Here is a 26,207-nt window from a genome sequence, read left to right on the forward strand (position 1 = left end):
CTTCGGAGCGCGCGGTCGCCGAGGCTCCGAGGGTGTCAGAACAGGTCGCTGGTCGCCTTGAGCACCAGCTCGGTCACCACGACACGGGCGGCCGCCGACTCGACCTCCGCGGCCTCGACGGCGGCCGCGACGTCGTGGTGGTGGTGGGACGGGATCTCCGAGACCGCCTGCAGGCAGGCCGCGACCCGCAGCGTGGTCGCCTCGGCGGCATACACCGCGGCGGCGATCTCGCCGATGCGCGCGAGCACCTGTGCGTCGTCGCGCACCCGCGCGGCGTTGGCGTGCGAGTAGTTGCGGGTGCGCGCACGGACCCGGTCGACGACGTCGTTGAGCGCGCCACGGCCGATCCCGGCGAGCGTCGCCGGGAGGTTCAGCTGGTAGAGCCCGGTCTGGTAGGGGAAGCGCTCCGCGAACGGCAGCACGTTGGCGGCCGGCACTCGGACATTGTCGAACGTCGTGGTGCCGCTGCCCGTCCCCCGCTGCCCGAAGCCGTTCCAGTCGTCGACGACACTCACACCCCCGTGGCGCGTGTCGACGATCGCGATGGCGTAGTCGTCGTCGGCCTCGTCCGGCCGGTCGCGGTTGACGACGCGCACATAGACGTCGGCCCACTCGGCGAAGATGCTGCCGGTCGTGTAGTACTTCGTGCCGTCGAGCCGGAAGTCGCCGCCCTCGAGCGGCGCCGGGGGTCGTGCGCTGCGTGTCGATCGCGGTGGAGCCGGTCTCCGACCGGGCGTTGCCGGCGATCTCACCCGCCACGAAACGCTCGAACCAGACGCGCTGGTCGTGGCCGCGCTCGTGCTGCCAGACGCGGTCCTCGGCGAGCGCGAAGTGACCGCGAAAGGCCTGCGGCAGGTTGGCATCGACGGCCGCCAGCTCGATCCAGAGCTGGGTGAGCTCGGAGATCGTCGCGCCGCGACCGCCGTGCTCGTCCGGCACCCGGACCGCGCCGAAGCCGATCTTCTTGAGGCGCCGTACGGCGTCGACGGGAAGCTCGCCGTCGAGCTCGCGCTGCAGGGTGCCGGCAGCGATCTCGGTGAGCAACGGCGCCCACTCCACGCGCAGCTGCCGCAGGAGCGGGGTGTCGTGCGCTGGCCGGCCGACGACGTTGTGCGTCTCGGGCCGGGAGTCAAGAGTCGTCATGACAGGGCTCCTCAGGTGTACCGAGGTGGGCTCGGGGATCTCCCCGAGCAGGGCGAACTCGGCCGACCTCGGCGCGCTTGTGCGCGATCGGGTCGTGCAGGCTGTGGGTGCGGATGTTGCGCCAGAAGATGTCGAGGCCGACGGACGAGGCCGTCGCGCGCGCACCGGTCACGTCGAAGATCCGAGTGCCGACCTCGAGACCGATGTCGATCGCGACCTGTTTGGCGGCGGCGATGATCACGGCGGCCCGGCCGCGTTCTTGGGGCGTGACGGTGTCGGCGTGCTCGTTGATGTCCTCGATCTCGCCCGCGGCCCGCTCGGCCGGGCCTCTGCCGCCCAGAGCCGCGACTGCAGGTCGCCATAGGTCTCCCGGGACGTGGAACTCGTCCGCCCCGCGCTGCTTGGCATCGGGCGTGTAGGGCCGGGGGACGGGTGCGCTCGCGGGTGTAGGTCGCCGCCGTGGCCAGCGCTCCCCGGGCGATGCCGAGGTAGAGGTTGGCGAAGATCAGCTGGATCAGCGGCACGTTGAGGGTGTTGTAGGTGCGCGGCACGAAGGCCCAGCCGTCAGGACCGTTGACGTAGCCCGCGGCGGACTCCCACGGGACCCGCACGCCGTCGATGGTGACGCCGCCGCTCTCGGTCAGCCGCTGGCCGAGGTTGTCCCAGTCGCCGTGGAAGCGGATGGCCGGCTGGTCGGTCGGCACGATGGCGAACACATGGTTCTCGGTGCCGTCGATGACGCCCTCGAGGACCGTGACGTCGGAGACCCGGCCGCCGGTGGAGAAGGACTTCTGGCCACTGAAGACCAGCTCGTCGCCCTCCACGCGGATCGTGAGGTCGCTGTCGCGGGGATTGACCGCGCCGCCGTAGAACCACTGCTGTGCGGTCGCCGCCTGCTCGACGGCCTCGATCTGCTCGGTCGTTCCGACGAGTCGCGCCGCCCGTGCCCAGAGGTAGTGGTAGCCGAGCAGCTGTCCGATCGAGCCGTCGCCGGCCGAGACCGCCCGGATGACTCGCAGTGCCGTGGTCCAGTCCTGACCTCCTCCCCCGTGGGCCACCGGGCCGAGGAGGGTGACGAGCCCGGAGTCCTTGAGCAGCGTCACCTCGTCGTACGGCGTCTGGTTGGCGCGGTCCCGCTCGACCGCGTCGATCGCCGGGCAGGGTGGCCACCTCGCGGGCTCGGTCCACCCAGCCCTCGGGGCTGCTGGGGCCGTCGCCCCACTGGGAGACCTGCGACTGCTGGGTGGTGGTCTGCGCTGCTTGTGTCGTCATGGACGGCTCCTTGGGGGAGGGCGAGAGCAAATGTAGGTTATTGCTACTGTTTTAATAGACTTTAGCCAGACGGAGCCGCCAACCGGTGACAACCGCTGACAGGTTTTCCCGACAAGGGGTGCGGCGCACCCGTGGCACGAAGGAGCGCAGATGCGCATCGAACAGCTCGAGTACGTCGCAGCCGTCACCGAGCACGGGTCGCTGCGCCGGGCCAGCGAGGCCCTGCACATCTCCCAGCCTGCGCTCAGCGAGGCGGTCACCAAGCTCGAGCGCGAGCTCGGCCTGACCCTCATCGATCGCCGTCGCTCCGGATCGAAGATCAGCCGGCAGGGGCTCGACCTGCTCCAGCACATGAGCGAGGTGCTCGAGTCGGTCGACCGGCTCCCGCCGGGCCGCCGGCGACCGGGCCGTGCGGGTCCGGGAGCTGCGGATCGGCACGGTCAACACGGCGTCCTCCACCCTGCTGGTGCCCGCACTGCGCGACCTGCGCACCCTGCAGGACACCGGTGGCGTCGAGGTGATCAACGCCCAGCAGGCCGAGATCCACCGGGGACTGGCCGAGGGCACCCTCGACCTCGGCACGGTCAACGTGCTGCCCGGCGACGACGTCCCGGTCGGGCTGGTCGCGAGCGAGCTGATCCACGGCCAGCCGGTCGCGTGCCTGCGCACCGACCACCCGCTCGCCGCGGGCGACCACGTGACCGTGGCGCAGCTCCGCGAGCAGCACTTCGTCGCGATGCGGCCCGGCTACGTCATGCACCGCTTCGCGCACCGGCTCTTCGCGGGGACGATGCCCCCCACGACGTACGCCACCGACGGCGCCGAGATGGGCAAGGCGATGGTGGCCGAGGGTCTGGGCATCTCGATCCTGCCGGACTACTCCATCTCCGCCGACCCCCTCGTGACCGCCGGCGTCATCACCACCCGCCCGATCCACGGCGACGGCACGACCGTCTCGTTGCTGATGCTGCGGCGCAACGCCGAGCACGTGCCCGCCCAGCTGCGCGACCTCCAGTCCGCGCTGGTGCGGCACGCGAGTGCCTATCGGAGCCGGGCCTCAGCCTGACGTCTCCGGCTCACTCACCTCACAGCGGTGAGTGAGCCACATTTCACGACGCTGGAAGGTGGGTCAGCCACCGCCGTACCTCGTGTCGCGCCAAACACGCCCGGCCAGCGGTGACCCACCCACATTTTCCGCACGGGGAATGTGGGTCACTCACCGCCGCAAGTACAGGAGCGGCGCGACTATGGTCGCCCCATGGAATCCGACCTCCACGGGGGCACCCGCATCGCCGTCCTGATCGACGCCGACAACACGTCCGCGAAGTATGCCGAGGCACTGCTGGAGGAGGTCGCGAAGTACGGCACGCCCACCATCAAGCGTGCGTACGGCGACTTCGCCTCTCCGCAGCTGAAGGGCTGGACCACACAGCTCAACGCGCGGGCGATCCGCTCCATGCACCAGACCGCGTTCACCACCGGCAAGAACTCGACCGACTCGGCGCTGATCATCGACGCGATGGACCTGCTCTACGCCGACAACGTCGAGGCCTTCGCGATCGTCAGCAGCGACAGCGACTTCACCAGCCTCGCGCTACGACTGCGCGAGTCGGGCAAGAAGGTCTACGGCCTCGGCCGCAAGACGACGCCGTCATCGCTGCAGAACGCGTGCGACCGGTTCATCGCCCTCGAGGTGCTGATGGCCGAGGGCTCGGAGGGATCCGAGGAGTCGGAGGACAAGCCCTCGGACGAGAAGACGGCCGAGGAGGCGCCCTCCCTCAACCTGCAGAGCGCCCTCACGAAGGCGATCAACGCGATGGCCGACGAGGACGGCTGGGTGACGGTGTCGCAGATCGGCAACCACCTCACCCGCACCCACGCGTCCTTCGACCCGCGCAACTTCGGGCACAGCAAGCTCACGGCGCTGGTCGCGGCCCAGCCCTACCTCGAGACGCGGCGACGACGCGAAGCGGCTCGAGGTGCGGCTCAAGTCGACGCGCAAGGCTGCTGCAGCCAAGCCCCCGGCCGCAGCGAAGAAGGCTCCGGCGGCGAAGAAGACCGCGAAGGCCAGACCAGCCGAGGCCGTCGAGCCCCCGAGGCTCCCGCAGCTCCCGCCACACCGAAGGTCACCGTCACCACCCGGACGCGACCTGCCCGGAAGACCGTCCCCAAGGACTGACCCGCGACGACTCGCCAGAGCGGCGGTCAGCCAGCCACATTGCCCAAGCTGAAAATGTGGGTCACTCACCGCTAGCCGGCGTGGGGCGTCGGGTGACGGCCGCGACCAAGTCGGCGACGACGACGCGCCCGGTCGTCGATCGTCTCCCGCGGCAGCGCGCGCAGCGGACCCCGCGACGTCAGCGTCGCAAAGCCGTGCACCCCCGACCAACAGGTCATGACGGCATCATCGACCCGCTCGGGGGCGAGCCGCCCCTCCGCGACCAGTGCCGCCAGCGCCTCCTCGAGCAGCGTGTACGGCGATTGGCCGCCCGGCTGCAGCTTCTCCCCCATCGCGAAGAACGCGACGTCGAACCAGCCGGGCTCGTCGAGCGCGAAGGCGATGTAGCCCTCTCCGACGGCGGTCAGCATCGCGGCTCCTTCGTCCTGCCCCACCTGCCGGGCGGCGATGGTCTCGGCCATCTCGTCGAGCACTGAGACTGCGACCGCGATCACCAGCGCGTCGCGGTCGGCGAAGTGCCGGTAGGCCGCACGGGCGGTGACGCCGGCCCGCCGGGTGGCCTCCCGCAGGCCGATGGCCTCGGCCCCGTCACTGCGCGCGAGGTCGCGGGCGACCCGCACCAGCTCCTCGCGCAGGTTGCCGTGGTGATAGCTGCCTCTTGCCTCGGTCATGGTCGAAGTCTACAGTGAAGACATTCCGATGTACTCACTGTGGACATCAATTTATGACAGAGGACAGGACCTGTCCTGCTCCACCGCCACACTCGAGGAATCGGACCACCACCCAGACCAGAAGGAGACACTCATGACGCTCGCTGTCGAGGCCACCGCCCTCGCCAAGCGCTACCGGGGAAAGGGCGGTGAGGTCGACGCCGTGCGCGGCATCGACCCGGCCATCCCGGCCGGCTCCGTGTTCGGATTCCTCGGCCCCAACGGCGCCGGGAAGTCCACCACCGTGCGGATGCTCACGACGCTGATGACCATCACCTCGGGCTCGGCCCGGGTCGCGGGGGTCGACGTCGCGGCTGATCCCGACGGCGTACGCCGCCGCATCGGCGTCGCACTCCGGGAGGCCGGGCTCGATCCGCGCCAGACGGGGCGCGAGCTGCTCCGGCTGCAGTGCCGGCTCTACGGCCTGTCCGCGGCCGAAGCCGTGGCGCGGACCGAGGAGCTGCTGCGGCTCGTCGAGCTCGAGGACGCCGCCGATCGCAACGTGAAGGGCTACTCCGGCGGCATGAAGCGCCGGCTCGACCTCGCGTCGGCGCTCGTGCACCGACCCGAGGTGCTCTTCCTCGACGAGCCGACCACCGGCCTCGACCCGGCCAGCCGGCTGACGATCTGGGAGGAGGTCCGTCGCATCAACGAGCAGGGCACGACCGTCTTCCTCACCACCCAGTACCTCGAGGAGGCCGACCAGCTCTGCGACGACGTCGCGATCATCGACGACGGCCTCATCGTGCGGCAGGGGTCGCCCGCCGCACTCAAGGACGAGCTGGGTCGCCGCCGCGGCGACGGCATCGCCCCCACGCTCGACGACGTGTTCCTCGATGCCACGGGGCGCAGCCGTGCCCGGGTGGCCGGCGACGTACAGGAGGTCCGGGCATGAGTGACACCACCGTTCTCGGCGGGCGGGCCGTGCGCGAGTCCCTGCGCACCCCCGACGCACTGATCCCGACGATCTTCATCCCGCTGTTCTTCCCGGTGGTCAACACCGGCCGGGTCTCGGAGATCTTCCGGTCGGACACCACGGCCTTCCTGCAGGGCCGGGGCTATGCCGCATTCCAGCTCCCCACGTCGCTGCTCCCGGCTGCGTCGTTCGGCAGCTCCGCGCTCTTCCTCGTCGAGGAGATCGAGGGCGGCTACTTCGACAAGCTGCGGGCTGCCCCGATCTCGCGGGTCTCGATCGTCTTCGGCCGGCTCTGGTCCGAGGGCGTGAAGAGCCTCGTCCTGACCGCACTGATGGTGGCGGTGGCGCTGCCGTTCGGGGTGCGCATCGCCGGCGGCGTGACCGGGTTCGCGGTCCTGCTGGTCCTGATCGCGCTGTGGGCGGTGGTGTTCAGCGGCTTCATGCAGCTGGTCGCGCTCAAGAGCCGCAGCGCGGCCGCGACGCAGGCCGGCAGCATGGTGTTCTTCCCGCTGCTGTTCATCACGCCCAACTTCGTGCCGCGTGACCAGCTCAGCCCGCTGATGGAGATCGCCTCCTCCTTCAACCCGGTCACCTACCTCATGGAGGCAGCCGGGTCGCTGGTGCTCGACCCGTCGTTCCAGTGGGCCGTGCTCGGCAAGGGCTTCGCCGTCGTCGCGGTCGCCATGGCCGTGATGGTCGCGCTCACCGTGCGCGCGATCAACGACTATGAGTGAGGCTCAGATCGGGTAGGCCTGCACGAACTCCGTGAGCGCCTTCAGCTGGCCGGGGTCGGTCGACGGGATCACGCCGTGGCCCGGGTTGAAGATGTGCCCCTTGGCCGCTCGCCCCTCCTCGATGATCGAGGCGGCGCGAGCGGTCATCACGTCGGTCGGGGCGAAGACCGGGGGTCGGGTCGAGGTTGCCCCGGGACGACCCGGTCGCCGACGCGTGCGATGCCGTCTGCCAGCGGCGTACGCCAGTCGATGCCCACCACGTCGGCGCCCGCCTCGGCCATCAGGCCGAGCAGGTTGGTGGTGCCGACACCGAAGTGGATGCGGGGCACGCCGAGCTCCCCGGCCGACGCCAGCACGCGAGCGGAGTGCGGCATCACGTGCTCGGCGTAGTCGCCCGGGGTGAGGGCACCGGCCCGGGAGTCGAAGAGCTGTACGGCGCTGGCGCCGGCCTCGACCCGGATGCGGAGGTAGTCCGCGGCGATGCCGCCGATCTTGCGCATCAGGGCGTCCCAGACGTCCGGGGCGCCGAACATCATCGCCTTGGTCTTGGCGTGCTCCTTGGAGGGACCGCCCTCGACGAGGTAGGACGCGACCGTGAACGGCGCGCCGGCGAACCCGATCAGCGGTGTGCCGCCGAGCTCGGCCACGAGCTGACGGACGGCCTGCGTGATGAAGGGGACGTGCTCGGCCGTCAGGTCCGGGATCGCCGCCACGTCGGCCGGGGTCCGCACGGGCGACGCGACGACCGGACCGATGCCGGGCTTGATGTCGAGGTCGACGCCCACCGCCTTCAGCGGCAGCACGATGTCGGAGAAGAAGATGGCCGCGTCGACGCCGTAGCGGCGCACGGGCTGCAGGGTGATCTCGGTGACGAGATCGGCGTCCATGCAGGACTCCAGCATGCCGACGCCCTCGCGGATCTTGAGGTACTCCGGCAGCGAGCGGCCCGCCTGACGCATGAACCAGACGGGGGTGTGGCTGGGAGTCTCGCCCCGGGCGGCGGCCGGGGAAGGCGCTGCGGGCGAGCGGGCTGGAGGCAGGAGCTGTCACGGGCGAATCTTCGCAGGTCAGGCGGCGTGGCGGCACATCGCCATCCGGCGCCACTGACCTACTCTGGGGCCATGGTGGCGCGTCATGAGACGCATCCGGAGACGGGTGCCGGCCCCGCGGAGTTCCGCGCGGCTGTCGCCAGCATGCGCTCAGCCGCCGTCCGCCCCGAGGTCTTCTGCGAGGAGATGCCGGCGCCACAGCGCATTGCGCCGTACTCCTCCGCACTGTCCGCGGACGTCACGGTGGACGACGTCGACCTCGGCACCGGTCGCCTGATCCTGCTGCACGACCCGGCGGGCAACGACGCCCTGGAACGGCACGTTCCGCTGCGTCGCCTATGCCCGCGCCGAGATCGACCCCGAGCTGATCGCCGACCCGATGCTGGCCGCGGTCGGCTGGTCGTGGCTCGCCGAGGCCCTCGACGCCCACGGTGCGGCCTACGCAGAGATGTCCGGGACGGTCACGAGCGTGTCGACGGAGAGCTTCGGTGGCATGTCCGACGAGGAGGGCACCGCGCAGATCGAGGTCCGCGCGTCCCGGACCCCCGTCGCCAAGGACGAGGACCAGCCGCTGGACGTCGGGCCGCACGTGGAGGCGTGGGCCGAGCTGTTGTGCACGGCGGCAGGTCTCCCGCCCGTGCCCGAGGGCGTCACGGCGATCCCGAGCCGGCGCGGTCAGCGCGGCTCGTGACGATGGACGACACCCCCGACACACAGTCCGAGGACGCCCCCGCTCCCGAGGTCGAGCTCGCCCCCTGCTGACCCTGCGCGACGGCCTGCCCCACGTGGTCGAGACCGTCGAGGCCCTCGAAGCGGCGTGTACGGCGTTGGGCGCGGCCACCGGACCGGTCGCGATCGACGCCGAGCGAGCCTCGGGCTACCGCTACTCCGCGGTGCCTATCTGATCCAGCTGCGCCGCGAAGGTGCCGGGACACGGCTGATCGACCCGATCGCCTTCGACGACCCGGCCCCGCTGCAGGAGGCACTGGAGGGCACCGAGTGGATCCTGCACGCGGCGACCCGGGACCTGCCGTGCCTGCGCGAGGTCGGCCTGCGACCCGCGTCGCTGTTCGACACCGAGCTCGCCGGCCGGTTGCTCGGCTACCCGCGCGTCGGCCCGGCCACCCCGGTCGAGACCCAGCTGGGCCAGCGGATGCGCAAGGAGCACTCGGCCGCCGACTGGTCGACCCGCCCGCTGCCCAAGGCCCGGCTCGACTACGCCGCCCTCGACGTCGAGGTGCTCCTCGAGCTGCGCGAGCTGATGGTGGCCGCGCTCGACGAGGCCGGCAAGACCGAGTGGGCACAGCAGGAGTTCGACCACCTGCTCGACTTCGAGCCGACCGTGCGACAGGACGCCCGGCGCCGTACGTCCGGGGTCCATCGGCTCCGCGGCCGTCGTTCGCTCGCGGCGGCCAAGGCGTTGTGGGAGGCCCGCGACGAGATCGCCGCCCGTCGCGACGTCACTCCCGGTCGTGTCATCCCCGACGCCGCCATCGTGGCGGCGGCGACCGCGCTGCCCGCCGACCGCACGGCCCTGATGGGCACGCCCGGCTTCCACGGTCGCGGCGCCGACCGCTACTCCCGCGCCCGGGTCGACGCCCCGGCCGCGGCGCTCGCGATGCCCGAGGACGAGATGCCGACCCGCACCCCGCGCGTCGACGGGCCTCCGCACCCGCGCATGTGGGCCGACCGCGACATCGTCGCCGATCGCCGGTTCAAGGCGGCGCGCGTCCATGCTCACGCTCGCCGAGGAGCACCACCTGCCGGTGGAGAACCTCCTCACCCCCGACTTCGTCCGCCGCGCCATGTGGTCGCCGCCCACCAGCCGAGAGCCCGCCGTGCTGGCCGACGAGCTGCGCAACCAGCTGGCCGGCTACGGCGCGGTCCGTGGCAGCTGGAGCTGGTCACCGGCGCCCTCACCGGTGCGGTGCTGGCCGGCGACGTCGAGCCACCGCCCGAGTCCGAGTGAGCCGACCGGGCACAAAGTTCCGTACTTTGTGACCGGTCGATGCCTGCCCGGCGGAACTTTGTGCCCGGTCGGCTATTCGGTGGGCGACTCGGTCGGGGACGGGGACTCGGTCACCGACTCCGGGTCGAGGACGGCGCGCGAGGCGTTGTCGATCTCCTCGGTGGCGAGCTCGAGGTCGAGCACACCCGGGCTGGTGACGAGGTCGTCGAGCAGGGGGAGACGGCGGCCTCCGTGTCGGCACCGGTGGTGAGCAGCGGCGGGATCACCATGCCACGGATGGCGGAGTTGAAGACGGTGGCGTGCTCGGGCTCGCGGCCGGGCCACAGGAACGCCTCGGAGCCGGCGACCTCGGTGTTGGCCGGGACGATGTAGCCCGTGCGGGTGACGATCTCGAGGGCGGCGTCCGAGACGGCGTACGCCGGGAAGTCAGCCGCGTCGTTGACGACCTCGGTGTCGGCGGAGATGCACAGGCCGTCGATGTCGCCGACGGTCGCCGGGGTCTCGATGACGGGCATCGAGATGGTGTCGAAGGAGAGGTCCTCGACGGCGCGCAGCTCGGGGACGAGGTCGCGGAAGCCGGCGATCATGGCGAGCTTGCCGCGCTTGAAGAGCTGCAACGAGGTGGACTTGCGCAGCTCGTCGACGCTCGGTGTCAGCGTCGTGTCGCGCAGGATCGTCAGCGTCTGCTCGAGGGCGGAGCGGGTGCTGTCGTCGGCGAAGTCCAGCGACGTGGGGTCGGAGTCGTCGTCGAAGAGATGGCCGCCACCGGAGTAGATGAACGGCGCGAGCCCGCGCAGGGTCGGCTCGATCCACACCCCGTCGACCTTGCCGCGACGCGTCGCGAACTGGGCGGCGGCGGCGAACTCCGCGAGCGTCCAGCGGTCGCTGCGCACACCCTCGGATGACACGGTGGGCACGTCGAGGCCCCGACGCTCCATCTTCTCGAAGTCGACGTGCTCGGTGTTGAAGTACATGACCATCGGGGACACCGAGTAGGGCATGCACTGGAGGTCGTCGTCGTAGGAGAACGCATCGAGTGCGTCGCGTGAATAGCGGTCACCGAAGTCGATGCCGCGCTCGTCGAGCAGGAGGCTGACCGGCCGGGTCGACTCACTCTCGGCGAGCTCCATCAGGTCACGACGAGGTGTCAGGAAGACGTCGGGCGCCTCGCCGGCGAGGACCGCCTCGAGTGCCTGCTCGTGGTTGTTCCGGGTGACGAGCTCGACGTGGCGCGCCTGCGACGACGCGTTGAACGAGTCGACGACCCGGTCGAAGGCCTTGAGCTCGGCCGGCTGGCCGAAGGCGCCGAAGGTCAACGTCCCGGGCTCCTCGACCGTGGTCGGCTTGGCGGTCGGCTTCTCCCGCGGCGGCGGCTGGTCGTCGGAGCACGCCGCGAGACCCGGGCTCAGCACCAACGCAGACGTCATCGCCATCAGCCGTCGCGTCATCTTCGCCCGCTTCCCCTACGTCCCATGAACCGTCGCATCCTTGACCGAGGCAACCTTACGGTCACGACGCGGTGTGACCGGCCGCGGCCTCGACCACCCGGGCGAACACGGCGGGATCGAGGGCGGCTCCTTCACGCCGTACGCCATCACGCGTCAGCGGGACGAGCCGATCCAGCCGGACCTCGCTCGGGCGGCCCTTGGAGTCCCGGGCACCGCTGCCGACGTCCATCCAGAAGCGGCCGTGGGTCGCCTCGTCGGCGGCGTCACGGTCGTGGTCCTTGCTCGTGAAGTAGAGCCCGAGCCACCCGTCGTCGACGGCGCGCAGCACCAGCACCGGCCGGTCCTTGCCCCGGGACGGGTCGTCCTCGTAGGCCACCCACGCCCAAACCACCTCGCCGGGATCGGGTTCGCCGTCGATCTCGGGTGCATAGGTGTCGGCCATGGCGCCGAGCATAGGGAAGGGCTCCTACAGTGATGGGATGGCCGACTCGGATGCGCCCCGACACCACCGACCGCGCGTCCCGGGCGCGGCTTTCTTCGAGGACCTCACCGGTGGCGCCGACCCGGCCGCGGTCCGCGAGGCCGGCGACCTCGCGGCCACGTTGCTGGTCCGTGGAGCGCAGGGCGCGGACGACCGCGACCTCATCGAGCGGGTGCTGCACCTCGCCGACACGGAGGGCCTCGAGACGCTGGCCGAGGTCTGGTCCGGCGCTCCGGCGGACAGCCTCGCCGGCTGCCTGTGGCGGCTCTACGTCCTGCGCGCGTGGGTGCACCGGTCGCCGGTGGAGGTCGCCGCGGAGTACGACGCCGGGCTGGCCGGCGCCCGGGTCGCACGCGTGGTCGCAGGCGTCGCCGACCCGCCGGGCCCCGACGAGGTGAAGTCGATGATCGATGACGTGCTGCGCGGCATCGTCGCCGACTTCGCCGTCACCCTGCTCCGCGCCGCCGCCTTCGCCCGCGTCGTCGCCACCGGGCGGGCCGCCCACGCCGGCGCCAACCACGAGGCGACCGTGAGGATGCTCACGCTCTCCGAGCAGCTCGAGGCGGCGGGCCACCTCGAGCTCCGCGGTTCGCTGGCCTGAGCGGAATCACGACGTAGACTCTCCCCGGAGCACGCCGCATCGCGGCAGCCCCGGGTCCCAAAATTAGCCGCTACGAGCGGCCACGCGCCGTGAGGCGCTCCCGGTGCGGCGTGGTCCACAAGTCTTCTATCCGGCGGCGAGGGCCTTGCGGATCCGCTGGTCGCTGACCGAGCCCTTGGTGCCGAGCTGCTGCGCCCACAGGGACACGCGATATTCCTCCAGCAGCCACCGCACCGCCCGCAGCCCCGCACTCGGGGGCCGACCCGGCGGCAGGGCAGCGACCCGGTGCAGCCAGGCGTCCTGCAGGTCGGCCATCTGGTCCATCAGCTGCCGGTCGCGCGCGACCTGCTCGTCGAGCCCGGCGCGACGGTGCTGCACCGCCGCGAGGTAGCGCGGGAACTCGCGGAGCTGGGCCGCCCCCGCCTCGCCGATGAAGCCGCGCGACATCAGCCGCTGCACCTGCGCCTTCATGTCGGTCAGCGCCGGCAGGGTCAGCAGCTCGGCCCGCCCGGACAGCTCCTTGTCGGTCGCGCGCCGGGCGCCGAGCACCTTGATCACGTCGTGGATCGTTGCCGTCACCGCGGCCGTGTGGTCGCGCTTCGCCTCGACCGGGGAGCTTGTCGTACGCCGTCTGGTCACGCACGACCGGACGCGCATCGACGAGGTCGCCGACCACGGCGGCGCGGACGTCGTCCACCAGCTCCCCGACGGTCGGGTACGGCGACCCGACGAGCGCGAGCAGGCTGAACTGGTCGAGCCCCAGCTGGTCCACCGTCGGCGAGCCGCCGAGGGCGAGCAGCAGGAGGCGCCGTACGCCCGGGCGGTGGCGTGCGTCGGCCTCGGCGGCGGACGGGCACACCTGCAGGCCGACCGTGCCGCCCTCGTCGACGAGGGCCGGGAAGCCGCGCACCTCGTGGCCGGCGCGCAGCTGGGTGAAGGACTCGTCGATCGTGCCGAAGGTCCAGCTCGTCTGGCCGGTGGCGGAGACGCCCGAGTCGGCGGCCACGTCGGCGATCGCCTGCTCGAGGCTGGGCCGCAGCGGTGCCTTGAGCGACTCGAGGTCCTTGCCACGGGCAGCCTCGCCACCGGCCTCGTCGACGACCCTGAACGTCGGCTGCAGGTGGCCGGGGACCTTGCTCCAGTCCCACGCGTCGCGCGGGACGACGATGCCGGTCCGGCCGACGAGGTAGCGCTCGAGCGCGTCGAGCAGCGGCTCCGCACCGGCGGGTACGGCGGCGAGGAACTCGCGTGCCTTGTTGGGAGCCGGGACGAAGTTGACCCGCAGGTTCTTGGGCAGGCTGCGGATCAGCTCGGTGACGAGCTCCTCGCGCAGGCCGGGCACCAGCCGGGAGAAGTCCGTCGCCTCGACCCGGTTGAGGGTGGCGACCGGGACCTCGATCGTGAGTCCGTCGTCCTCGTGGCCGGGCTCGAAGTGATAGCTGATCGGGAAGGTCAGGCCGACCTCGTCGGAGTCGTGCCAGCTGGTCGGGAAGTCCGCCGCGCGGACCTCGCCGGCGCCTGCGTGGGTGAGCATCTCCGGGTCGAAGGTGAGCAGGTTGGGGCGCTTGTGGCGCTCGCGCTTCCACCACTGGTCGAAGTGCGCGCCGCTGACGACCTCGGCCCCGACGCGGGCGTCGTAGAAGTCGAAGAGCGTCTCCTCGTCGACCACGATGTCGCGCCGGCGGGCACGGTGCTCGAGCTCCTCCGCCTCGTCGAGCAGCTCGCGGTTGGTGTGGAAGAAGGCGTGCCGCGTGCGCCACTCCCCTGCACGAGTGCGTGCCGGATGAACAGCTCGCGTGACAGCGCCGGGTCGACCTTGCCGAAGGTGATGAGGCGGTCCGCGACGAGGGGTACGCCGTAGAGCGTGACCTTCTCGTAGGCCATCACCGCGACGCGCTTGGCCGACCAGTGCGGCTCGGAGTAGGTGCGCTTGACCGGGTGGCCGGCCAGCTTCTCGGCCCACTCGGGCTTGATCGCGGCATTCTGACGGCCCCACAGGCGGCTCGTCTCGACGAGCTCGCCGGCCATCACGAAGGCCGGGTTGCGACCCTTGAGGACGCTGCCGGGGAAGATCGCGAAGCGGGCGCCGCGGGCACCGACGTACTCCCGCATCGGCTTGCGCTCGCCCTGTTTCGGGTTGGGCCCGCTCTTCGAGGGCTCCGATGTGGCTGAGGAGCCCGGAGAGCAGCGCCCGGTGGATGCCGTCGCCGTCGGGGAGGTCGGCGGGCTGGCCGAGGTCGACCTTCATCTCCTTGCACACCCGGCGCAGCTGCGACTCGAAGTCCTGCCACTCGCGTACGCGCAGGTAGTTGAGGAACTCGCGCTTGCACATCCGCCGGAAGGCGCTCGAGCTCAGCTCGCGCTGCTGCTCCTTGATGTAGCGCCACAGGTTGAGCCAGGTGAGGAAGTCGGACGTCTCGTCCTTGAAGCGGGCGTGCTGCTGGTCGGACTGCGCCTGCATCTCCGCGGGTCGCTCGCGCGGGTCCCGGAGGCTGAGCGCGGCCGCGATGACGATCACCTCGCGCACGCAGCCGAGGCGCTCGGCCTCGAGGATCATCCGGCCGAGTCGCGGGTCGATCGGGAGGCGGGCGAGGCGGCGGCCGAGGTTGGTGAGGGTGGGTCCGGCAGGAGGCGGACTTGGTTTCGACACGCTCGCTGGCGCTCGCTGCTCAACCAGCGTCGAGAGGGCGCCGAGCTCCTCGAGCAGCTCGACACCGGCCTTGATGTTGCGCTGGTCGGGCGGCTCCACGAACGGGAAGCGGGCGATGTCGCCGAGGCCCAGCGAGGTCATCTGCAGGATGACGCTGGCGAGGTTGGTGCGCAGGATCTCCGGGTCGGTGAACTCCGCGCGCCCCTCGAAGTCCTCCTCGGCGTAGAGCCGGATCGCGATGCCGGCCTCCACGCGACCGCAGCGCCCCGAGCGCTGGTTGGCGCTCGCCCGGCTGATCGGCTCGATCGGGAGCCGCTGCACCTTGGTCCGCAGCGAGTAGCGCGAGATCCGCGCGACGCCGGTGTCGATGACGTAGCGGATCCCCGGCACGGTCAGCGACGTCTCGGCCACGTTGGTGGCGAGCACGATCCGGCGTACGGACATGTTGTGGCTGGAGAAGACCCGGTGCTGCTCGGCGGCCGACAGGCGGGAGTAGAGCGGGACGACCTCGAGCCGGTCGCTCTTGAGCGCGTCGAGGGCATCGGCGGTGTCGCGGATCTCGCGCTCGCCGGGCAGGAAGACGAGCACGTCGCCCGGCCCCTCGGCGGACAGCTCGCGGACCGCGGCGATGATCGCCTCGGTCTGGTCGCGCTGGATCGGCTCGCCCTCGTCGTCGTCCTCCGGGAGCTCGAGCAGCGGGCGGTAGCGCACCTCGACCGGGAAGGTCCGGCCGGTCACCTCGATGACCGGGGCGTCGAAGTGCTCGGCGAACCGCTCGACGTCGATGGTGGCGCTGGTGATGATGATCTTGAGGTCGGGCCGCCGCGGCAGCAGCCGCTTGAGGTAGCCGAGCAGGAAGTCGATGTTCAGCGAGCGCTCGTGCGCCTCGTCGATGATGATCGTGTCGTACTTGCGGAGCTGGCGGTCGCGTTGCAGCTCCGCCAGCAGGATGCCGTCGGTCATCAGCTTGACCCCTGGACTGGCGAGACGTGCGGTCCGTGAACCGCACCTGTAGCCGACCGGGTCCCCCAGCTCGGTGCCGAGCTCCTCGGCGATCCGCTCGGCCACGGAGCGGGCGGCGATCCGGCGGGGCTGGGTGTGCCCGATCAGCTTGCCCCCGTTGGCAGCACCGGCACCGCGCCCCATTTCCAGCAGAATCTTGGGCAGCTGGGTGGTCTTACCCGAGCCCGTCTCGCCGGCGATGATGACGACCTCGTGGTCGCGAATGGCGGCCGCGATGTCGTCACGGCGCGCAGAGACCGGGAGCGCGGGCGGGTAGGAGATCTGCACAACCGGACCATTCTCGCGTATGCCGCAAGCCGATTGCGCGCGCCCTCAGGTGAGGTCGACGAGCACGGGCAGGGAGAGGGCCAGCACGGACAGCAGCTCGTCGCGGGTCATCACCGACGGGTCGTCGGCCCACGCGAGCACCATCTCCTCGGTCATCGCCGACCACGCGCGTACGACGAGCCGCGACTGGGGCGTGTCCTTGACGATCTCCCCCACGGCGTCCTCACGGAAGATGCGGTCGGTGAGGGCAGAACCGGCCCTGCTCGTAGAGCCCGCGGATCTCGTCGGTGCCGCCCGCGGCGGCCCGCACGAGGGAGCGGTAGAGGGTGGCGTTGTCGACGACGTAGTCGACGTAGACGCCCAGCGAGGCCAGCATCCGCTCCAGCGGCTCCCCTCGGCCGGTGGTGCGGTCTTCTCGACGAGGTCCTCGACGGCGTGCCGGATGACAGCGAGGCGGAAGTCCTGCTTGGAGCCGAAGTAGTGGTACATCAGGCCGCGCGAGACGCCGGCCTCCTCGGCCAGCACGTCGATGGAGATCTCGTCGACCGAGCGGCTCGCGAACAGCTGCACGCCCAGCTCCAGCAGCTGCGCGCGCCGGGCGTCGGGCGAGAGTCGGGTCCGCGCCGGAGAAGTGGTCATGCACACATCCTATTGACGGATATTCAATAACGCCAATAGTCTCCTCACATGACTCAGCGCACCACGCCCCTGCCCGCGTCCGTCGACCATCTCGTCATCGGCGCCGGCTTCGCCGGTCTGTGTACGGCGATCAAGCTGGCCGAGGCCGGCCGGGACGACTTCCCCGGTGATCGAGAAGGACGGTGGCATCGGCGGCACTCGGCGCGCCAACACCTACCCCGGCGCCGCCTGCGACGTTCCGAGCCAGCTCTACTCCTTCTCCTTCGCGCCCAACCCGAGCTGGTCGATGTCCTTCTCCCCCAGCGGGAGATCGAGGCCTACCTGCAGAAGGTGGCCGAGGACTCGGGCACGCTCGACCGCTTCGCCTTCGGCACCGAGCTGACCGAGGCCGGGTGGGACGAGGCCGCCCAGCGCTGGCACGTCACCACCAACCGCGGCGAGGTCGTGGCGAAGACGCTGATCTCGGGCTCCGGTGGGCTGTCCGTGCCGAAGATGCCCGACATCGACGGCATCGAGACCTTCCGGGGGCGAGATCTTCCACTCCGCCCGCTGGAACCACGACGTCGACCTGAGCGGCAAGCGGGTCGCGGTCATCGGCACGGGCGCCTCGGGCATCCAGATCGTCCCGGCGATCCAGCCGGACGTGGCCCACCTCGACCTCTACCAGCGTACGGCGCCGTACGTCCTGCCCCGCAACGACCGTCGCTACACCGGCGTCGAGAAGCTGCTGTTCAAGCACGTCCCGGGCGTGCAGAGGGCCTACCGCACGGGCATCTACTGGGCGCGCGAGCTCTACGTTCCCGGCTTCGTGTGGAACCCGAAGCTCGCCACGCCGGCCAAGATGCTGGCGCTGGGCAACCTAGCCAAGGCGGTCACGGACCCCGACCTGCGGGCGAAGCTGACCCCGACCTTCCAGATCGGGTGCAAGCGGATCCTCATCTCCAACACCTACTACCCCGCGCTCGCGGCCGACAACGTCGAGCTCGTGACCGACCCGATCGTCAAGGTGACCGGCGACGCCGTCGTCACCGCGGACGGCGTCCGAGCGACCGATCGACGTGCTCGTCGTGGCCACCGGCTTCCAGACCACCGAGCAGCCGATCGCCGAGCACATCCGCGGGCGCGAGGGCACCTCGCTCTCCGACATGTGGGCCGAGCACGGGATGGCCTCCTACAAGGGCACCACCACGCGCGGCTTCCCCAACCTCTTCCAGATCGTCGGCGCCAACACCGGCCCGGGCCACAGCTCGATGGTCTTCATGATCGAGTCCCGGGTCGCCTACATCGTCGACACGCTGAAGACGATGTCCGCGCAGGGCATCGCCGCCGTCGAGCCGCAGCAGGCGGCCCGGGACGAGTGGAACGCCGATCTCCACCGACGCATGCAGCGCACCGTGTGGAGCACCGGCGGCTGCTCGAGCTGGTACCTCGACGCGCACGGCAAGAACACGACCCTGTGGCCGCGCGCCACCTTCACCTTCCGCCGGCTGCTGGCCCGCTTCGACGCCGACAGCTACGACCTCGAGCCGGCACGTGCCGGCATCACCGAAGGAGCCAACGCATGAGCCTCAAGACGCTGCAGGACAAGGTCGTCGTCATCACCGGAGCCGGCTCCGGGATGGGGCGCGAGATCGCCCGGCAGGCCGCCCAACAGGGCGCGCTGCTCGCGATCTCGGACTGGAACCCCGAGGGCCTCGCCGAGACCGTCGACATCGTCAAGGAGCTCGGCGCCGAGGTCCGCAGCGACGTCATCGACGTCTCCGACCGGGCCGCGATGGCGCAGTGGGCGGTCGACGTGGTGGGTCAGTTCGGACGGGTCAACCTGCTCGTCAACAACGCCGGGGTCACGATGACCGGCGACTTCGAGACCATGTCCTACGAGGAGTTCGACTGGATCGTGGGCGTGAACCTGAACGGTGTCGTCAACGGCACCAAGGAGTTCCTGCCCCACCTGATCGCCTCCGGTGACGGCGCCGTCGTCAACCTCTCCTCGCTCTTCGGGCTGGTCTCGATGCCGGGCCAGAGCGCCTACAACGCCACGAAGTACGCCGTCCGCGGCTTCACCGAGGCGCTGCGCGAGGAGATGCTGATCAACAAGCACCCGGTGACCGTCACCAGCGTCCACCCCGGCGGGATCCGGACCGGCATCGCCCGCAACGGTCGCACCACCGCGGGCGAGGACCACGACAAGCTGACGGCGCTCTTCGAGGACAAGCTCGCCCGGATGCCCGCCGACAAGGCCGCCGCGATCATCCTCAAGGGTGCGCTCGCCGGCCGGGCGCGCGTGCTCGTCGGGATCGACGCCCACCTGATGCACCACGCCGCCAAGCTGCTCGGCTCGCGCTACCGGGACGTCATCGCGTTGCTCGCGCCGCGGTCACTCAGTAGCGCTCCTCGCCGCTGGTTGAGCAGCGAGGCCGCCTGCGGCCGAGCGTGTCGAAACCAAGGCGCCTCGAGCTGGCCACCAACATCTGCACCCTCACATACCGAGCGTTTGTGTTGCCAGAACGGCGTCAGGGACAGCAGAAACGTTCGGTATGTCGCCGACCCCCTTGCCGCGCAGCCGGGTCGCGCCTGCTCAGCCAGCGGTGAGGCGCCTAGGTTCGTCCCCATGGCTTTCGCTTCCGGTGACCCGATCCGCGTCGAGGTGACGAAGTGGGGCGACCGGCCGCACTGGGAGTTCGACGGCGTCTGGCTCGGCTCTGATGCGTACGGCGAGTGGCTGGGCTTCCCCGCGCGCACGCACAACTCACGGCCGGGCTACGCGTTCGACTCCGAGGTCGACGCGGTGACGCTGGTGCCAGCCGCGGGCTACTGGGTCGCCACGTTCCATGCCCCCGGAATCTGGTGCGACCTCTACATCGACATCAGCACCCCGTCGGTGTGGGACGGTGACGTGCTGAGGACGGTCGACCTCGACCTCGACGTGATCCGGATGGCCCCCGAGCCTCCGGTCGACTCGACGTCCGCACCGCAGAACCGGAGCGCCGGCCCCGGCGAGGTGTTCATCGACGACGAGGACGAGTTCCTCGAGCACCGTGTGTCCTTCGGATATCCGCCCGAGGTGGTCGCTGCCGCTCGCGCCAGCGCTTACGAGCTGTTCGTCGCGGTGAAGGCAGGCGTGGCGCCGTACGACGGGAAGGCGCACTTGCGCTGGCTCAACCTGCTGACGTCATGAGGACTGCTCGTTCAGAACAGTCAATCCTCATGACGTCCGCGACCGGACCGAGAGGCCTTGAACGGCCCGACCAGTCGCGGCCCGGCGAGGCGGGACTCGAGGCGGCGGGTCTCGCGCTTCAGGGGTTGTGCGAGGTACTCCCCCGGGATCACACCGGACGCCAGCGCCACCGCCACGGACGCGGCGGTCATCATCGCGACGATGCCCTGCGAGGTGCCGGAGCCGCCGGCGGCGAGCAGCGAGAGCCCGCGGTAGATCGACAACCCGGGCAGCAGCGGCACGATCGAGGAGACCGCGACGACGAGCGGCGGCACCCGGAAACGGCCCGCGACGCCGTACGCCACCACGCCGATCGTGAAGGCACCGATCGCTGCCGCCCACGTGCGACCGAAGCCGGTCTCGCCGACGACGGCGTGCAGCAGCGTCGCCGGGCCCGCAGTGGCCGCGATCGGCAGGAGTGCGCGACGGGGGGCGTAGCACGCGAACGCGAAGGCGGCCGCCGAGACGGCGGCTCCGACGACGGCGATGACCGGGTGGTTGCCCAGCGACCGGCCCGGGATCAGCTGGCCGAGGTTGATGCCCAGCACGTCGGCGATCGACAGGCCGCCACTGACGCCGGCGATGATCCCGGCGGTGGCGAGCAGCGCCTCGATCACGCGGGCGCCGCTGGTGACGTAGAACCCGGTCAGCGCGTCCCGGATGGCGCCCATGAAGCCGATGCCGGCCAGCAGCATGACGATGTTGGCGGTCACGACGAGCGACAGGTCGGCCTTCATCGGTGTGGCCGCGAGGCCGACCGCGAAGAGGGGTCGCGACCAGGCCGCCTGCGACCCGGAGGTAGAACGTCGGCAGCCGTCGGCGCGCCATCACCAGCTGCAACCGGTCGATCGTCATGGCGGCGGCCGAGGCGATCAGCGCCACCAGCCAGTCGCCGCCGAGGAAGATCGCGACGCTGGCGCACATCACCCCCCGGGCGAGTGTCACCGACCAGCGTGGCCACGGGTGCCCGGTCGAGAGGATCGTCGCCATCCGGGTGCGCGCGAGGTAGAGGTCGAGGTCGTCCGCGAGCACCTCGCGGACGACCCGGTCGACCCGGGTCAGGTCGGCGTAGTCGATGTCGCGGTGCTTGACGTTGCGGATCATCAGCACCGGCGGGTCCTCGGGCGAGAGCTGGTAGCTCATCGACAGCGACGTGAAGGTGACGTCGATCTCCGGGTTCCGCAGGCCGAGATGGGAGGCGACCGACAGCATGGTGGCGGTGACGTCGGCCGCGCCGGCTCCCGACGACAGCAGCACCTCGCCGATGCGCAGGCACAGGTCGATGGTCAGGTTGAGCTCGCGCGGATCGTCCACCACGGAGCCATGGTCGCACCCGTGCCTCGTCCCTACGATGAGGACGTGCACCTCACCTTCCCCATCGACTTCCGAGGCGTCGCCGCAGCCGACCATCGGGGTCGAGTGGGAGTTCGCCCTCGTCGACAAGGAGACCCGTGACCTGACCAACACCGCGGCCGACCTCTTCGCCGCGGTGACGCCCGACCCGGTCGACCCCAAGCGGTTGCACAAGGAGCTCCTGCGCAACACGGTCGAGGTCGTGACCGGCATCTGTACGTCGGTGGGCGAGGCCGTCGCCGACCTGCGCGAGACCCTCGCGGTGGTCGTGCCGGCCGCGGACGAGCTCGGGGTGGACCTGCTCGGGTCGGGCACGCACCCGTTCGCGAGCTGGTCGGCGCAGCAGCTGACCGAGGGCGTGCGCTACGAGGAGCTGATCAACCGCACGCAGTGGTGGGGGCGGCAGATGCTGATCTGGGGCGTGCACGTGCACGTCGGGCTGCCCTCGCAGGACCGGGTGATGCCGATCATGTCGTCGCTGCTCAACACCTATCCCCACCTGCTGGCGTTGTCGGCGAGCTCGCCGGTGTGGGCCGGGCTCGACACCGGCTATGCCTCCAACCGGTCGCAGATGTTCCAGCAGCTGCCGACGGCCGGGCTGCCGTTCACGTTCGACACGTGGGAGGAGTTCGAGGCGTGCATCGGCGACCGGGCGACGACGGGCGTGATCGACTCGATGTCCGACATGCGCTGGGACATCCGGCCGGCACCCCACCCGGGCACGATCGAGAACCGCGTCTGCGACGGCATGTCCGACATCACCGAGCTCGCGTCGCTGACCGCGCTGATCCACTGCCTCGTGGTCGACCTCGACACCCGGCTCGCCGCCGGCGAGACGCTCCCCGACGATGCCGCCGTGGCACGTGCAGGAGAACAAGTGGCGCGCCGCGCGCTGCAGGCTCGACGCCATCGTGATCCTCGACGAGAAGTCCCGCGAACGGCTCGTCACCGACGACCTCGACGACCTGCTCGAGCGGCTCAGCCCGGTCGCACGCAGGCTCGAGTGCGAGGACGAGCTGCGCGCGGTCGCCGACATCCCGCGCAACGGCGCGTCCTACCAGCGCCAGCGTGAGGTGGCCGCCGCCACCGGGGGTGACCTCGTGGCCGTGGTCGACTCCGTGGTCGCGGAGCTCCGAGCGTCACTGTGAGCGGAGCCTGAGCAGCTCCCCGGTCCAGTCCCGCCAGTCCCAGCGTCGCTGCCACCTCGGCCGCCTCGTCGTGCCGGCCACGCTGGGCGAGGCTGCGGGCCACCCACGCGGGTGCGCGGGCACCGCGGTGGGCCTCCTCGGCGGACCGCAGCAACCAGTCGGCGCGTGGGTCGTCCAGCATCGCGAGCAGCACACCGAGGTGGTGATGGAGGTGGCCCCACATCGCGCCTCCGCCGTACACGAACCGCGGTGACCACGAGGCCAGCACCGGGCTGAGCAGGGCGGCCGACTCCTTGTCCCGGAGGCGTGCCGCGGTGGCCGCGAGCCGGGTCAGCTCGAGCAGGGCGAACCGGCCCCGACGGAGGTGGTCGAAGCCCGCCGAGCCCGCCCTCCGGAGGCCCTCGCGCGCCTCCTCGACCTCTCCGGCCGGGACGGCCACGTGGATCAGGGCAACGGTCCGGTGCGCGTCGAGGATCTCGTGACCGATCGGCTCGCGCAGACCCGGCAGCACCTCGGCCATCCGGCCCTGCTCGAAGCGGATCCCCCGGATCGTCGCGCCGATGGTGGAGGGGCTTCCGGGATGGCGGCCTCGGTGCCGAGGCTGAGCGCCGCCCGAGCCGCGACCTCCGCGTCGTCGACGAGCCCCTGCTGCAGGAGCACCATGGCCCGGCAGGCGCCGGCCCAGAAGAGCCGGTCCGCCCCGCCGAGGTCGTTGGACAGCCGCTCGACCTCGAGCAGCGAGTCGGCGGCCTCGTCGCCGTCGCCGACGCACAGGGCGGCGACCAGCCGGTTGGCGGTGGCCTCGCAGGCAGCCATCGGGTCACCGAGCCTCCGCGCGACGGCCGGGTGCACCGCGGTCTCGACGAACCACGACTGCGCGTCGAACACCTCCGAGATGACCATGTTGCGCACGGTGAGCACCCGGGCGCGTGCAGGCGTCGTCCCCGCCCGCGCGGCCAGTGCCCGGGCCTCGGTGACCTCGGCCATCACCGCGTGCGGCTCGTAGGCTCCGCGCTCCGCGGCCACCCCCGTCAGCAGCAGCGCCCCGGTCGCGTCGTCGGCCGCCGGGCTCCGGAGCGCATCGCGCAGCACGGACACCCGCGCCTCGTCGACGACGCCACCGTGGACGCGACGCCGCCCGAGCGCGAGGGCCGCGCGGACGAACGTCTTCTCGTCCCCTCGGGCATGCGCCTCCCGGGCCGCCCGCACGAGCTCGTCGACGTCGTGGCCGAGGTTCAGGTTCGACGCCATCTCGCCGTGGCGCAGCAACAGCTCGGTGGCGGCGGCCGCGCCCCTCGGACGAGTCCGGCTCGCGGCCACGACGGGAGGCGGCGAGGGCCGCGTCGAAGCACTGGAAGGAGACTCGGAGGGCGAGCCGGGACGCGGCGGCCTCGCCCGCCAGCAGCCCCGACGAGACCGCCGCGGTCGCGTCGCCACCGGCGATGACCCCGGCCGCGTGGTGCCGGGCGACCGCGTGCAGCGTGGCGCCGGTCAGGGGACGCCCGGTCGACTCCGGGTGCTCGGCCACCCGCCGGTGGGCGGCGGCGGCCCGGGTCGGCCCCCAGCGGTCGAGCAACGCCTGCCGGACCATGCCGTGGATGAAGTGGTAGCCGCCCCGGCTCACCTCGTCGAGGAGGTGGGCGCCCACCGCCGCGGCCGGGTGCTGCGCGGTCGCGGCGGGTTCGTGGTCCCACGCGGCCGCGACCAGCTCGAGCTCGACGACGTCTCCCACGACCGACGCGGCCATCAGCGCCTCCACGGTCCGGGGCGGGAGCTGCGCGAGCCGCTCGCGCACGAGCTCGCCGATCCCGGCGCGGGCGCCCCGGGCGACCGCGGGCTCGCGCGCCGCGGTGGCGGTCAGGCACTGCATCACGAAGAAGGCGTTCCCGCCGGTGTCCGCGACCAGCTGACGCGCGTCGGCGCTCACGTCGGCAGCCTCGGCCAGAGCCGAGATCGCCGACTCGTCGAGCGGGCCCACGGGCGCCGGGACGAGCTGCCCCCGGCGGCGCAGGGTGGCGATCAGCGACCGTGCGGGATGGTTGTCGGCGAGGCCGGTGTCGCGCAGCCCGGCCACGACGAGCACGCGTGACTGACCGGCCGCGGTCAACGAGTCCCGCAGCAGCAGCACCGTCTCCTCGTCGACGTTCTCCGGGTCGTCGAGCAGCAGCACGAGCGGCTGGCGGGTGGTCGCCGCCTGCCACCAGCCACCGACCGCGTGCGCGAGCCGCCGCCGTCCCACCGCCGGCGTCGCCTCCCCCTGCACCGGGTCCGACAGGTGTGCGGAGAGGTCGGGGACGAGGCGCACCAGCTCGTGGGCGCCCGGACCCAGCCGGGTCGCGACGAGCGTGGGCGGCAGCATGGCGACGTACGCGGCCGGGCATTCCGCGACGGGTTGGTACGGCGCCGGCAGCTCGCTCGAGCGGCCGGCCAGCACCGTGGCGCCCCGGGCCCGCGCGAGGTCGCAGAACTCCGTCGCCAGCCGCGTCTTCCCGATCCCGGCCTCGCCGCTGAGGACGACGACATGGGGCGATCCCGACGCCTGCACCGGGTCGTAGGCCGCGGTCAGGGCGCCCAGCTCGTCGTCGCGGCCGATCATCGGTGCACCGCGCGCCGCCCGCCACGGCACCGCGACGGTCGCCGGCGCGTCCGGGTCGGGCGCGTGCGTGAGGATCGCGGAGTAGACCTCGGCCGGGTCCCGGCTCGGCTCGACGCCCGGGTCGTCGTGGAGGCGCTGCCGGATCAGCGGGTAGTAGGCCAGCGCCTCGCTCTGGCGCGCGGAGCGGTAGAGCGCCTTCATGTAGACCGCCGCCGGGTCCTCCCGGTGGGGGTGCTCGCGCAGCAGGTCACGCAGCACGGCGGAGGCGGAGGCGTTGTCGCCGAGCTCCATCTGCGCTCCGGCCCAGAGCGCCGTCGCCTCGACCCACAGGTCGGTCAGTGCGGCCGCCTCGGCCCGGCCCCACCTCGTGGTCGCGAGGTCGGGCAGCGGGTCGCCCCGCCACAGCGCGAGCGCCTCGGTCGCGAGGTCGAGGCGCGCGTGGCCGGCAGCGGCGCGCGCGGCGCCCACGAGCTCGCGCAACCGCAGCGCGTCGACCGCCTCGGGCGGCGTGTCCAGGAGATAGCCACCGTCCACGGTGCGCAGCGCCCCGGCGGCCGGACCCGGGTCGGCGCGGAGCTTGGACATGTAGGTGCGCAGGGTGGCGACGCCGTGGTCATCGGAGGCCCCGTCCGCGAGGACGTCGACGATCCGCGACACCGCCACCGGTCGTCCGCCCGCGAGGGCCGGGAACGCCAGCAGCGCCCGCCGTCGCGCACCGGAGACCTCGACCGGCCGACCGTCGTGGCGCGCGACGAGCGGCCCGAGGACGTCGATGTGCAAGGCGATCCCCACGCCGGCGGTGGTGGCCACGC

At 71.6% G+C, this 26,207-nt stretch carries 21 protein-coding genes and 8 pseudogenes; 13 read left to right on the forward strand and 16 right to left on the reverse strand.

The window, feature by feature from the left end; all coding sequences use genetic code 11:
- Positions 1-35: 35 nt before the first annotated feature.
- The 4 genes and pseudogenes from LP418_RS06610 to LP418_RS32695 all read right to left on the reverse strand — a co-directional run.
- Positions 36-752 carry an acyl-CoA dehydrogenase family protein gene (locus tag LP418_RS06610; protein WP_257955714.1) on the reverse strand — a complete coding sequence of 239 codons (717 nt, stop codon included), beginning with the start codon at positions 750-752 and terminating at the stop codon, positions 36-38.
- Between the two features lie 106 nt (positions 753-858).
- Positions 859-1,143 (reverse strand): annotated as a pseudogene (locus LP418_RS32685) (acyl-CoA dehydrogenase family protein); the annotation flags it as partial.
- Positions 1,130-1,483 (reverse strand): hypothetical protein, encoded by a 354-nt coding sequence (locus LP418_RS32690; RefSeq protein ID WP_442940235.1) that lies wholly within the window; start codon positions 1,481-1,483, stop codon positions 1,130-1,132. The gene LP418_RS32690 and the pseudogene LP418_RS32685, both read right to left, overlap by 14 nt.
- 625 nt (positions 1,484-2,108) lie before the next feature.
- Positions 2,109-2,246: pseudogene (locus tag LP418_RS32695) on the reverse strand (acyl-CoA dehydrogenase family protein); the annotation flags it as partial.
- A gap of 319 nt (positions 2,247-2,565) precedes the next feature.
- Here LP418_RS32695 and LP418_RS32700 point away from each other — a divergent pair.
- From LP418_RS32700 to LP418_RS06630, 3 genes and pseudogenes are all read left to right on the forward strand, one after another.
- A pseudogene (locus LP418_RS32700) lies at positions 2,566-2,682 on the forward strand (LysR family transcriptional regulator); the annotation flags it as partial.
- Positions 2,683-2,824: 142 nt separating this feature from the next.
- Positions 2,825-3,481, forward strand: coding sequence for a substrate-binding domain-containing protein (locus tag LP418_RS06625; protein ID WP_257955717.1), 657 nt, complete (start codon positions 2,825-2,827; stop codon positions 3,479-3,481).
- A gap of 192 nt (positions 3,482-3,673) precedes the next feature.
- Positions 3,674-4,594, forward strand: a complete 921-nt coding sequence (locus LP418_RS06630) for an NYN domain-containing protein (RefSeq protein ID WP_257955718.1) — start codon at positions 3,674-3,676, stop codon at positions 4,592-4,594.
- A gap of 71 nt (positions 4,595-4,665) precedes the next feature.
- Here the strand turns inward: LP418_RS06630 and LP418_RS06635 are convergent, their stop codons facing one another.
- Positions 4,666-5,265, reverse strand: coding sequence for a TetR/AcrR family transcriptional regulator (locus LP418_RS06635; RefSeq protein WP_257955719.1), 600 nt, complete (start codon positions 5,263-5,265; stop codon positions 4,666-4,668).
- Between the two features lie 133 nt (positions 5,266-5,398).
- Here LP418_RS06635 and LP418_RS06640 point away from each other — a divergent pair, with 133 nt between their 5' ends.
- On the forward strand, positions 5,399-6,199 hold the full coding sequence (locus tag LP418_RS06640; RefSeq protein ID WP_257955720.1) for an ABC transporter ATP-binding protein: 801 nt from the start codon (positions 5,399-5,401) through the stop codon (positions 6,197-6,199).
- Positions 6,196-6,954 carry an ABC transporter permease gene (locus LP418_RS06645; RefSeq protein WP_257955721.1) on the forward strand — a complete coding sequence of 253 codons (759 nt, stop codon included), beginning with the start codon at positions 6,196-6,198 and terminating at the stop codon, positions 6,952-6,954. Before LP418_RS06640 ends, LP418_RS06645 begins: the two co-directional genes overlap by 4 nt.
- Positions 6,955-6,957: 3 nt before the next feature.
- Here LP418_RS06645 and LP418_RS06650 read toward each other — a convergent pair whose 3' ends face one another.
- Both LP418_RS06650 and LP418_RS06655 read right to left on the reverse strand, forming a co-directional pair.
- Complete coding sequence (locus tag LP418_RS06650; RefSeq protein WP_257955722.1) at positions 6,958-7,101, reverse strand: uroporphyrinogen decarboxylase family protein; 144 nt, start codon at positions 7,099-7,101, stop codon at positions 6,958-6,960.
- Positions 7,101-7,913 carry a uroporphyrinogen decarboxylase gene (locus LP418_RS06655; RefSeq protein ID WP_257955723.1) on the reverse strand — a complete coding sequence of 271 codons (813 nt, stop codon included), beginning with the start codon at positions 7,911-7,913 and terminating at the stop codon, positions 7,101-7,103. Before LP418_RS06655 ends, LP418_RS06650 begins: the two co-directional genes overlap by 1 nt.
- A gap of 234 nt (positions 7,914-8,147) precedes the next feature.
- Between LP418_RS06655 and LP418_RS30400 the strand changes: the two are divergent.
- From LP418_RS30400 to LP418_RS06670, 4 genes and pseudogenes are all read left to right on the forward strand, one after another.
- A pseudogene (locus LP418_RS30400) lies at positions 8,148-8,243 on the forward strand (DUF3000 family protein); the annotation flags it as partial.
- Between the two features lie 112 nt (positions 8,244-8,355).
- Entirely contained in the window at positions 8,356-8,694 is a 339-nt protein-coding gene (locus LP418_RS30405) for a DUF3000 family protein (RefSeq protein WP_336276025.1), read from the forward strand.
- Between the two features lie 126 nt (positions 8,695-8,820).
- Positions 8,821-9,525: pseudogene (locus LP418_RS06665) on the forward strand (HRDC domain-containing protein); the annotation flags it as partial.
- Between the two features lie 211 nt (positions 9,526-9,736).
- Positions 9,737-9,823 (forward strand): annotated as a pseudogene (locus LP418_RS06670) (hypothetical protein); the annotation flags it as partial.
- Between the two features lie 259 nt (positions 9,824-10,082).
- Here the strand turns inward: LP418_RS06670 and LP418_RS06675 are convergent.
- Both LP418_RS06675 and LP418_RS06680 read right to left on the reverse strand, forming a co-directional pair.
- On the reverse strand, positions 10,083-11,420 hold the full coding sequence (locus LP418_RS06675; RefSeq protein ID WP_257955724.1) for an ABC transporter substrate-binding protein: 1,338 nt from the start codon (positions 11,418-11,420) through the stop codon (positions 10,083-10,085).
- A 61-nt stretch (positions 11,421-11,481) separates the two neighbouring features.
- Positions 11,482-11,862, reverse strand: a complete 381-nt coding sequence (locus tag LP418_RS06680; RefSeq protein WP_257955725.1) for a type II toxin-antitoxin system PemK/MazF family toxin — start codon at positions 11,860-11,862, stop codon at positions 11,482-11,484.
- A 37-nt stretch (positions 11,863-11,899) separates the two neighbouring features.
- Between LP418_RS06680 and LP418_RS06685 the strand changes: the two genes are divergently transcribed.
- Positions 11,900-12,502, forward strand: a complete 603-nt coding sequence (locus tag LP418_RS06685) for a hypothetical protein (protein WP_257955726.1) — start codon at positions 11,900-11,902, stop codon at positions 12,500-12,502.
- A gap of 126 nt (positions 12,503-12,628) precedes the next feature.
- On the opposite strand, the pseudogene hrpA reads toward LP418_RS06685, so the two are convergent.
- Positions 12,629-16,463 (reverse strand): annotated as a pseudogene (gene hrpA / locus LP418_RS32705) (ATP-dependent RNA helicase HrpA).
- 24 nt (positions 16,464-16,487) lie between these two features.
- Positions 16,488-17,081 (reverse strand): TetR/AcrR family transcriptional regulator, encoded by a 594-nt coding sequence (locus tag LP418_RS06710; protein WP_257955727.1) that lies wholly within the window; start codon positions 17,079-17,081, stop codon positions 16,488-16,490.
- Between the two features lie 166 nt (positions 17,082-17,247).
- On the opposite strand from LP418_RS06710, the gene LP418_RS06715 reads away from it, so the two are divergent.
- Both LP418_RS06715 and LP418_RS06720 read left to right on the forward strand, forming a co-directional pair.
- Positions 17,248-17,463, forward strand: a complete 216-nt coding sequence (locus tag LP418_RS06715; RefSeq protein ID WP_257955728.1) for a hypothetical protein — start codon at positions 17,248-17,250, stop codon at positions 17,461-17,463.
- Positions 17,464-17,553: 90 nt separating this feature from the next.
- Entirely contained in the window at positions 17,554-20,259 is a 2,706-nt protein-coding gene (locus LP418_RS06720) for an SDR family NAD(P)-dependent oxidoreductase (RefSeq protein ID WP_257955729.1), read from the forward strand.
- Positions 20,260-20,279: 20 nt separating this feature from the next.
- Here the strand turns inward: LP418_RS06720 and LP418_RS06725 are convergent, their stop codons facing one another.
- Together LP418_RS06725 and LP418_RS06730 are read right to left on the reverse strand one after the other, a co-directional pair.
- A complete protein-coding gene (locus tag LP418_RS06725; RefSeq protein ID WP_257955730.1) occupies positions 20,280-21,035 on the reverse strand; it encodes a threonine/serine exporter family protein in 756 nt (251 codons plus the stop codon).
- Between the two features lie 91 nt (positions 21,036-21,126).
- A pseudogene (locus LP418_RS06730) lies at positions 21,127-21,708 on the reverse strand (threonine/serine ThrE exporter family protein); the annotation flags it as partial.
- Here LP418_RS06730 and LP418_RS06735 point away from each other — a divergent pair.
- Positions 21,650-22,723, forward strand: coding sequence for a glutamate--cysteine ligase (locus LP418_RS06735; RefSeq protein WP_257955731.1), 1,074 nt, complete (start codon positions 21,650-21,652; stop codon positions 22,721-22,723). The pseudogene LP418_RS06730 and the gene LP418_RS06735 sit on opposite strands and share 59 nt — an antisense overlap.
- Here LP418_RS06735 and LP418_RS06740 read toward each other — a convergent pair.
- Genes LP418_RS06740 through LP418_RS06750 form a run of 3 tightly spaced genes read right to left on the reverse strand, consistent with a single transcriptional unit; the run spans position 22,630 to position 26,205 of the window.
- Positions 22,630-23,319 carry a hypothetical protein gene (locus tag LP418_RS06740; RefSeq protein ID WP_257955732.1) on the reverse strand — a complete coding sequence of 230 codons (690 nt, stop codon included), beginning with the start codon at positions 23,317-23,319 and terminating at the stop codon, positions 22,630-22,632. The genes LP418_RS06735 and LP418_RS06740 overlap by 94 nt on opposite strands.
- Complete coding sequence (locus tag LP418_RS06745) at positions 23,244-23,615, reverse strand: hypothetical protein (protein ID WP_257955733.1); 372 nt, start codon at positions 23,613-23,615, stop codon at positions 23,244-23,246. The genes LP418_RS06740 and LP418_RS06745 overlap by 76 nt, the downstream gene beginning before the upstream one ends.
- A 4-nt stretch (positions 23,616-23,619) precedes the next feature.
- On the reverse strand, positions 23,620-26,205 hold the full coding sequence (locus tag LP418_RS06750) for a BTAD domain-containing putative transcriptional regulator (protein ID WP_257955734.1): 2,586 nt from the start codon (positions 26,203-26,205) through the stop codon (positions 23,620-23,622).
- Positions 26,206-26,207 lie beyond the last annotated feature (2 nt).

The sequence above is a fragment of the Nocardioides sp. B-3 genome (assembly GCF_024703895.1).
Classification (GTDB): Bacteria; Actinomycetota; Actinomycetes; order Propionibacteriales; family Nocardioidaceae; genus Nocardioides.

Coding starts and splice junctions, on each gene's coding strand:
- LP418_RS06630 (WP_257955718.1), top strand. CDS start 3,674: ATGGAATCCGACCTCCACGGGGGCACCCGCATCGCCGTCCTGATCGAC.
- LP418_RS06635 (WP_257955719.1), bottom strand. CDS start 5,265: ATGACCGAGGCAAGAGGCAGCTATCACCACGGCAACCTGCGCGAGGAG.
- LP418_RS06640 (WP_257955720.1), top strand. CDS start 5,399: ATGACGCTCGCTGTCGAGGCCACCGCCCTCGCCAAGCGCTACCGGGGA.
- LP418_RS06645 (WP_257955721.1), top strand. CDS start 6,196: ATGAGTGACACCACCGTTCTCGGCGGGCGGGCCGTGCGCGAGTCCCTG.
- LP418_RS06650 (WP_257955722.1), bottom strand. CDS start 7,101: ATGACCGCTCGCGCCGCCTCGATCATCGAGGAGGGGCGAGCGGCCAAG.
- LP418_RS06655 (WP_257955723.1), bottom strand. CDS start 7,913: ATGCGTCAGGCGGGCCGCTCGCTGCCGGAGTACCTCAAGATCCGCGAG.
- LP418_RS06675 (WP_257955724.1), bottom strand. CDS start 11,420: ATGACGCGACGGCTGATGGCGATGACGTCTGCGTTGGTGCTGAGCCCG.
- LP418_RS06680 (WP_257955725.1), bottom strand. CDS start 11,862: ATGGCCGACACCTATGCACCCGAGATCGACGGCGAACCCGATCCCGGC.
- LP418_RS06685 (WP_257955726.1), top strand. CDS start 11,900: ATGGCCGACTCGGATGCGCCCCGACACCACCGACCGCGCGTCCCGGGC.
- LP418_RS06710 (WP_257955727.1), bottom strand. CDS start 17,081: ATGACCACTTCTCCGGCGCGGACCCGACTCTCGCCCGACGCCCGGCGC.
- LP418_RS06725 (WP_257955730.1), bottom strand. CDS start 21,035: ATGAAGGCCGACCTGTCGCTCGTCGTGACCGCCAACATCGTCATGCTG.
- LP418_RS06735 (WP_257955731.1), top strand. CDS start 21,650: ATGAGGACGTGCACCTCACCTTCCCCATCGACTTCCGAGGCGTCGCCG.
- LP418_RS06740 (WP_257955732.1), bottom strand. CDS start 23,319: ATGGCCGAGGTGCTGCCGGGTCTGCGCGAGCCGATCGGTCACGAGATC.
- LP418_RS06745 (WP_257955733.1), bottom strand. CDS start 23,615: ATGGCTGCCTGCGAGGCCACCGCCAACCGGCTGGTCGCCGCCCTGTGC.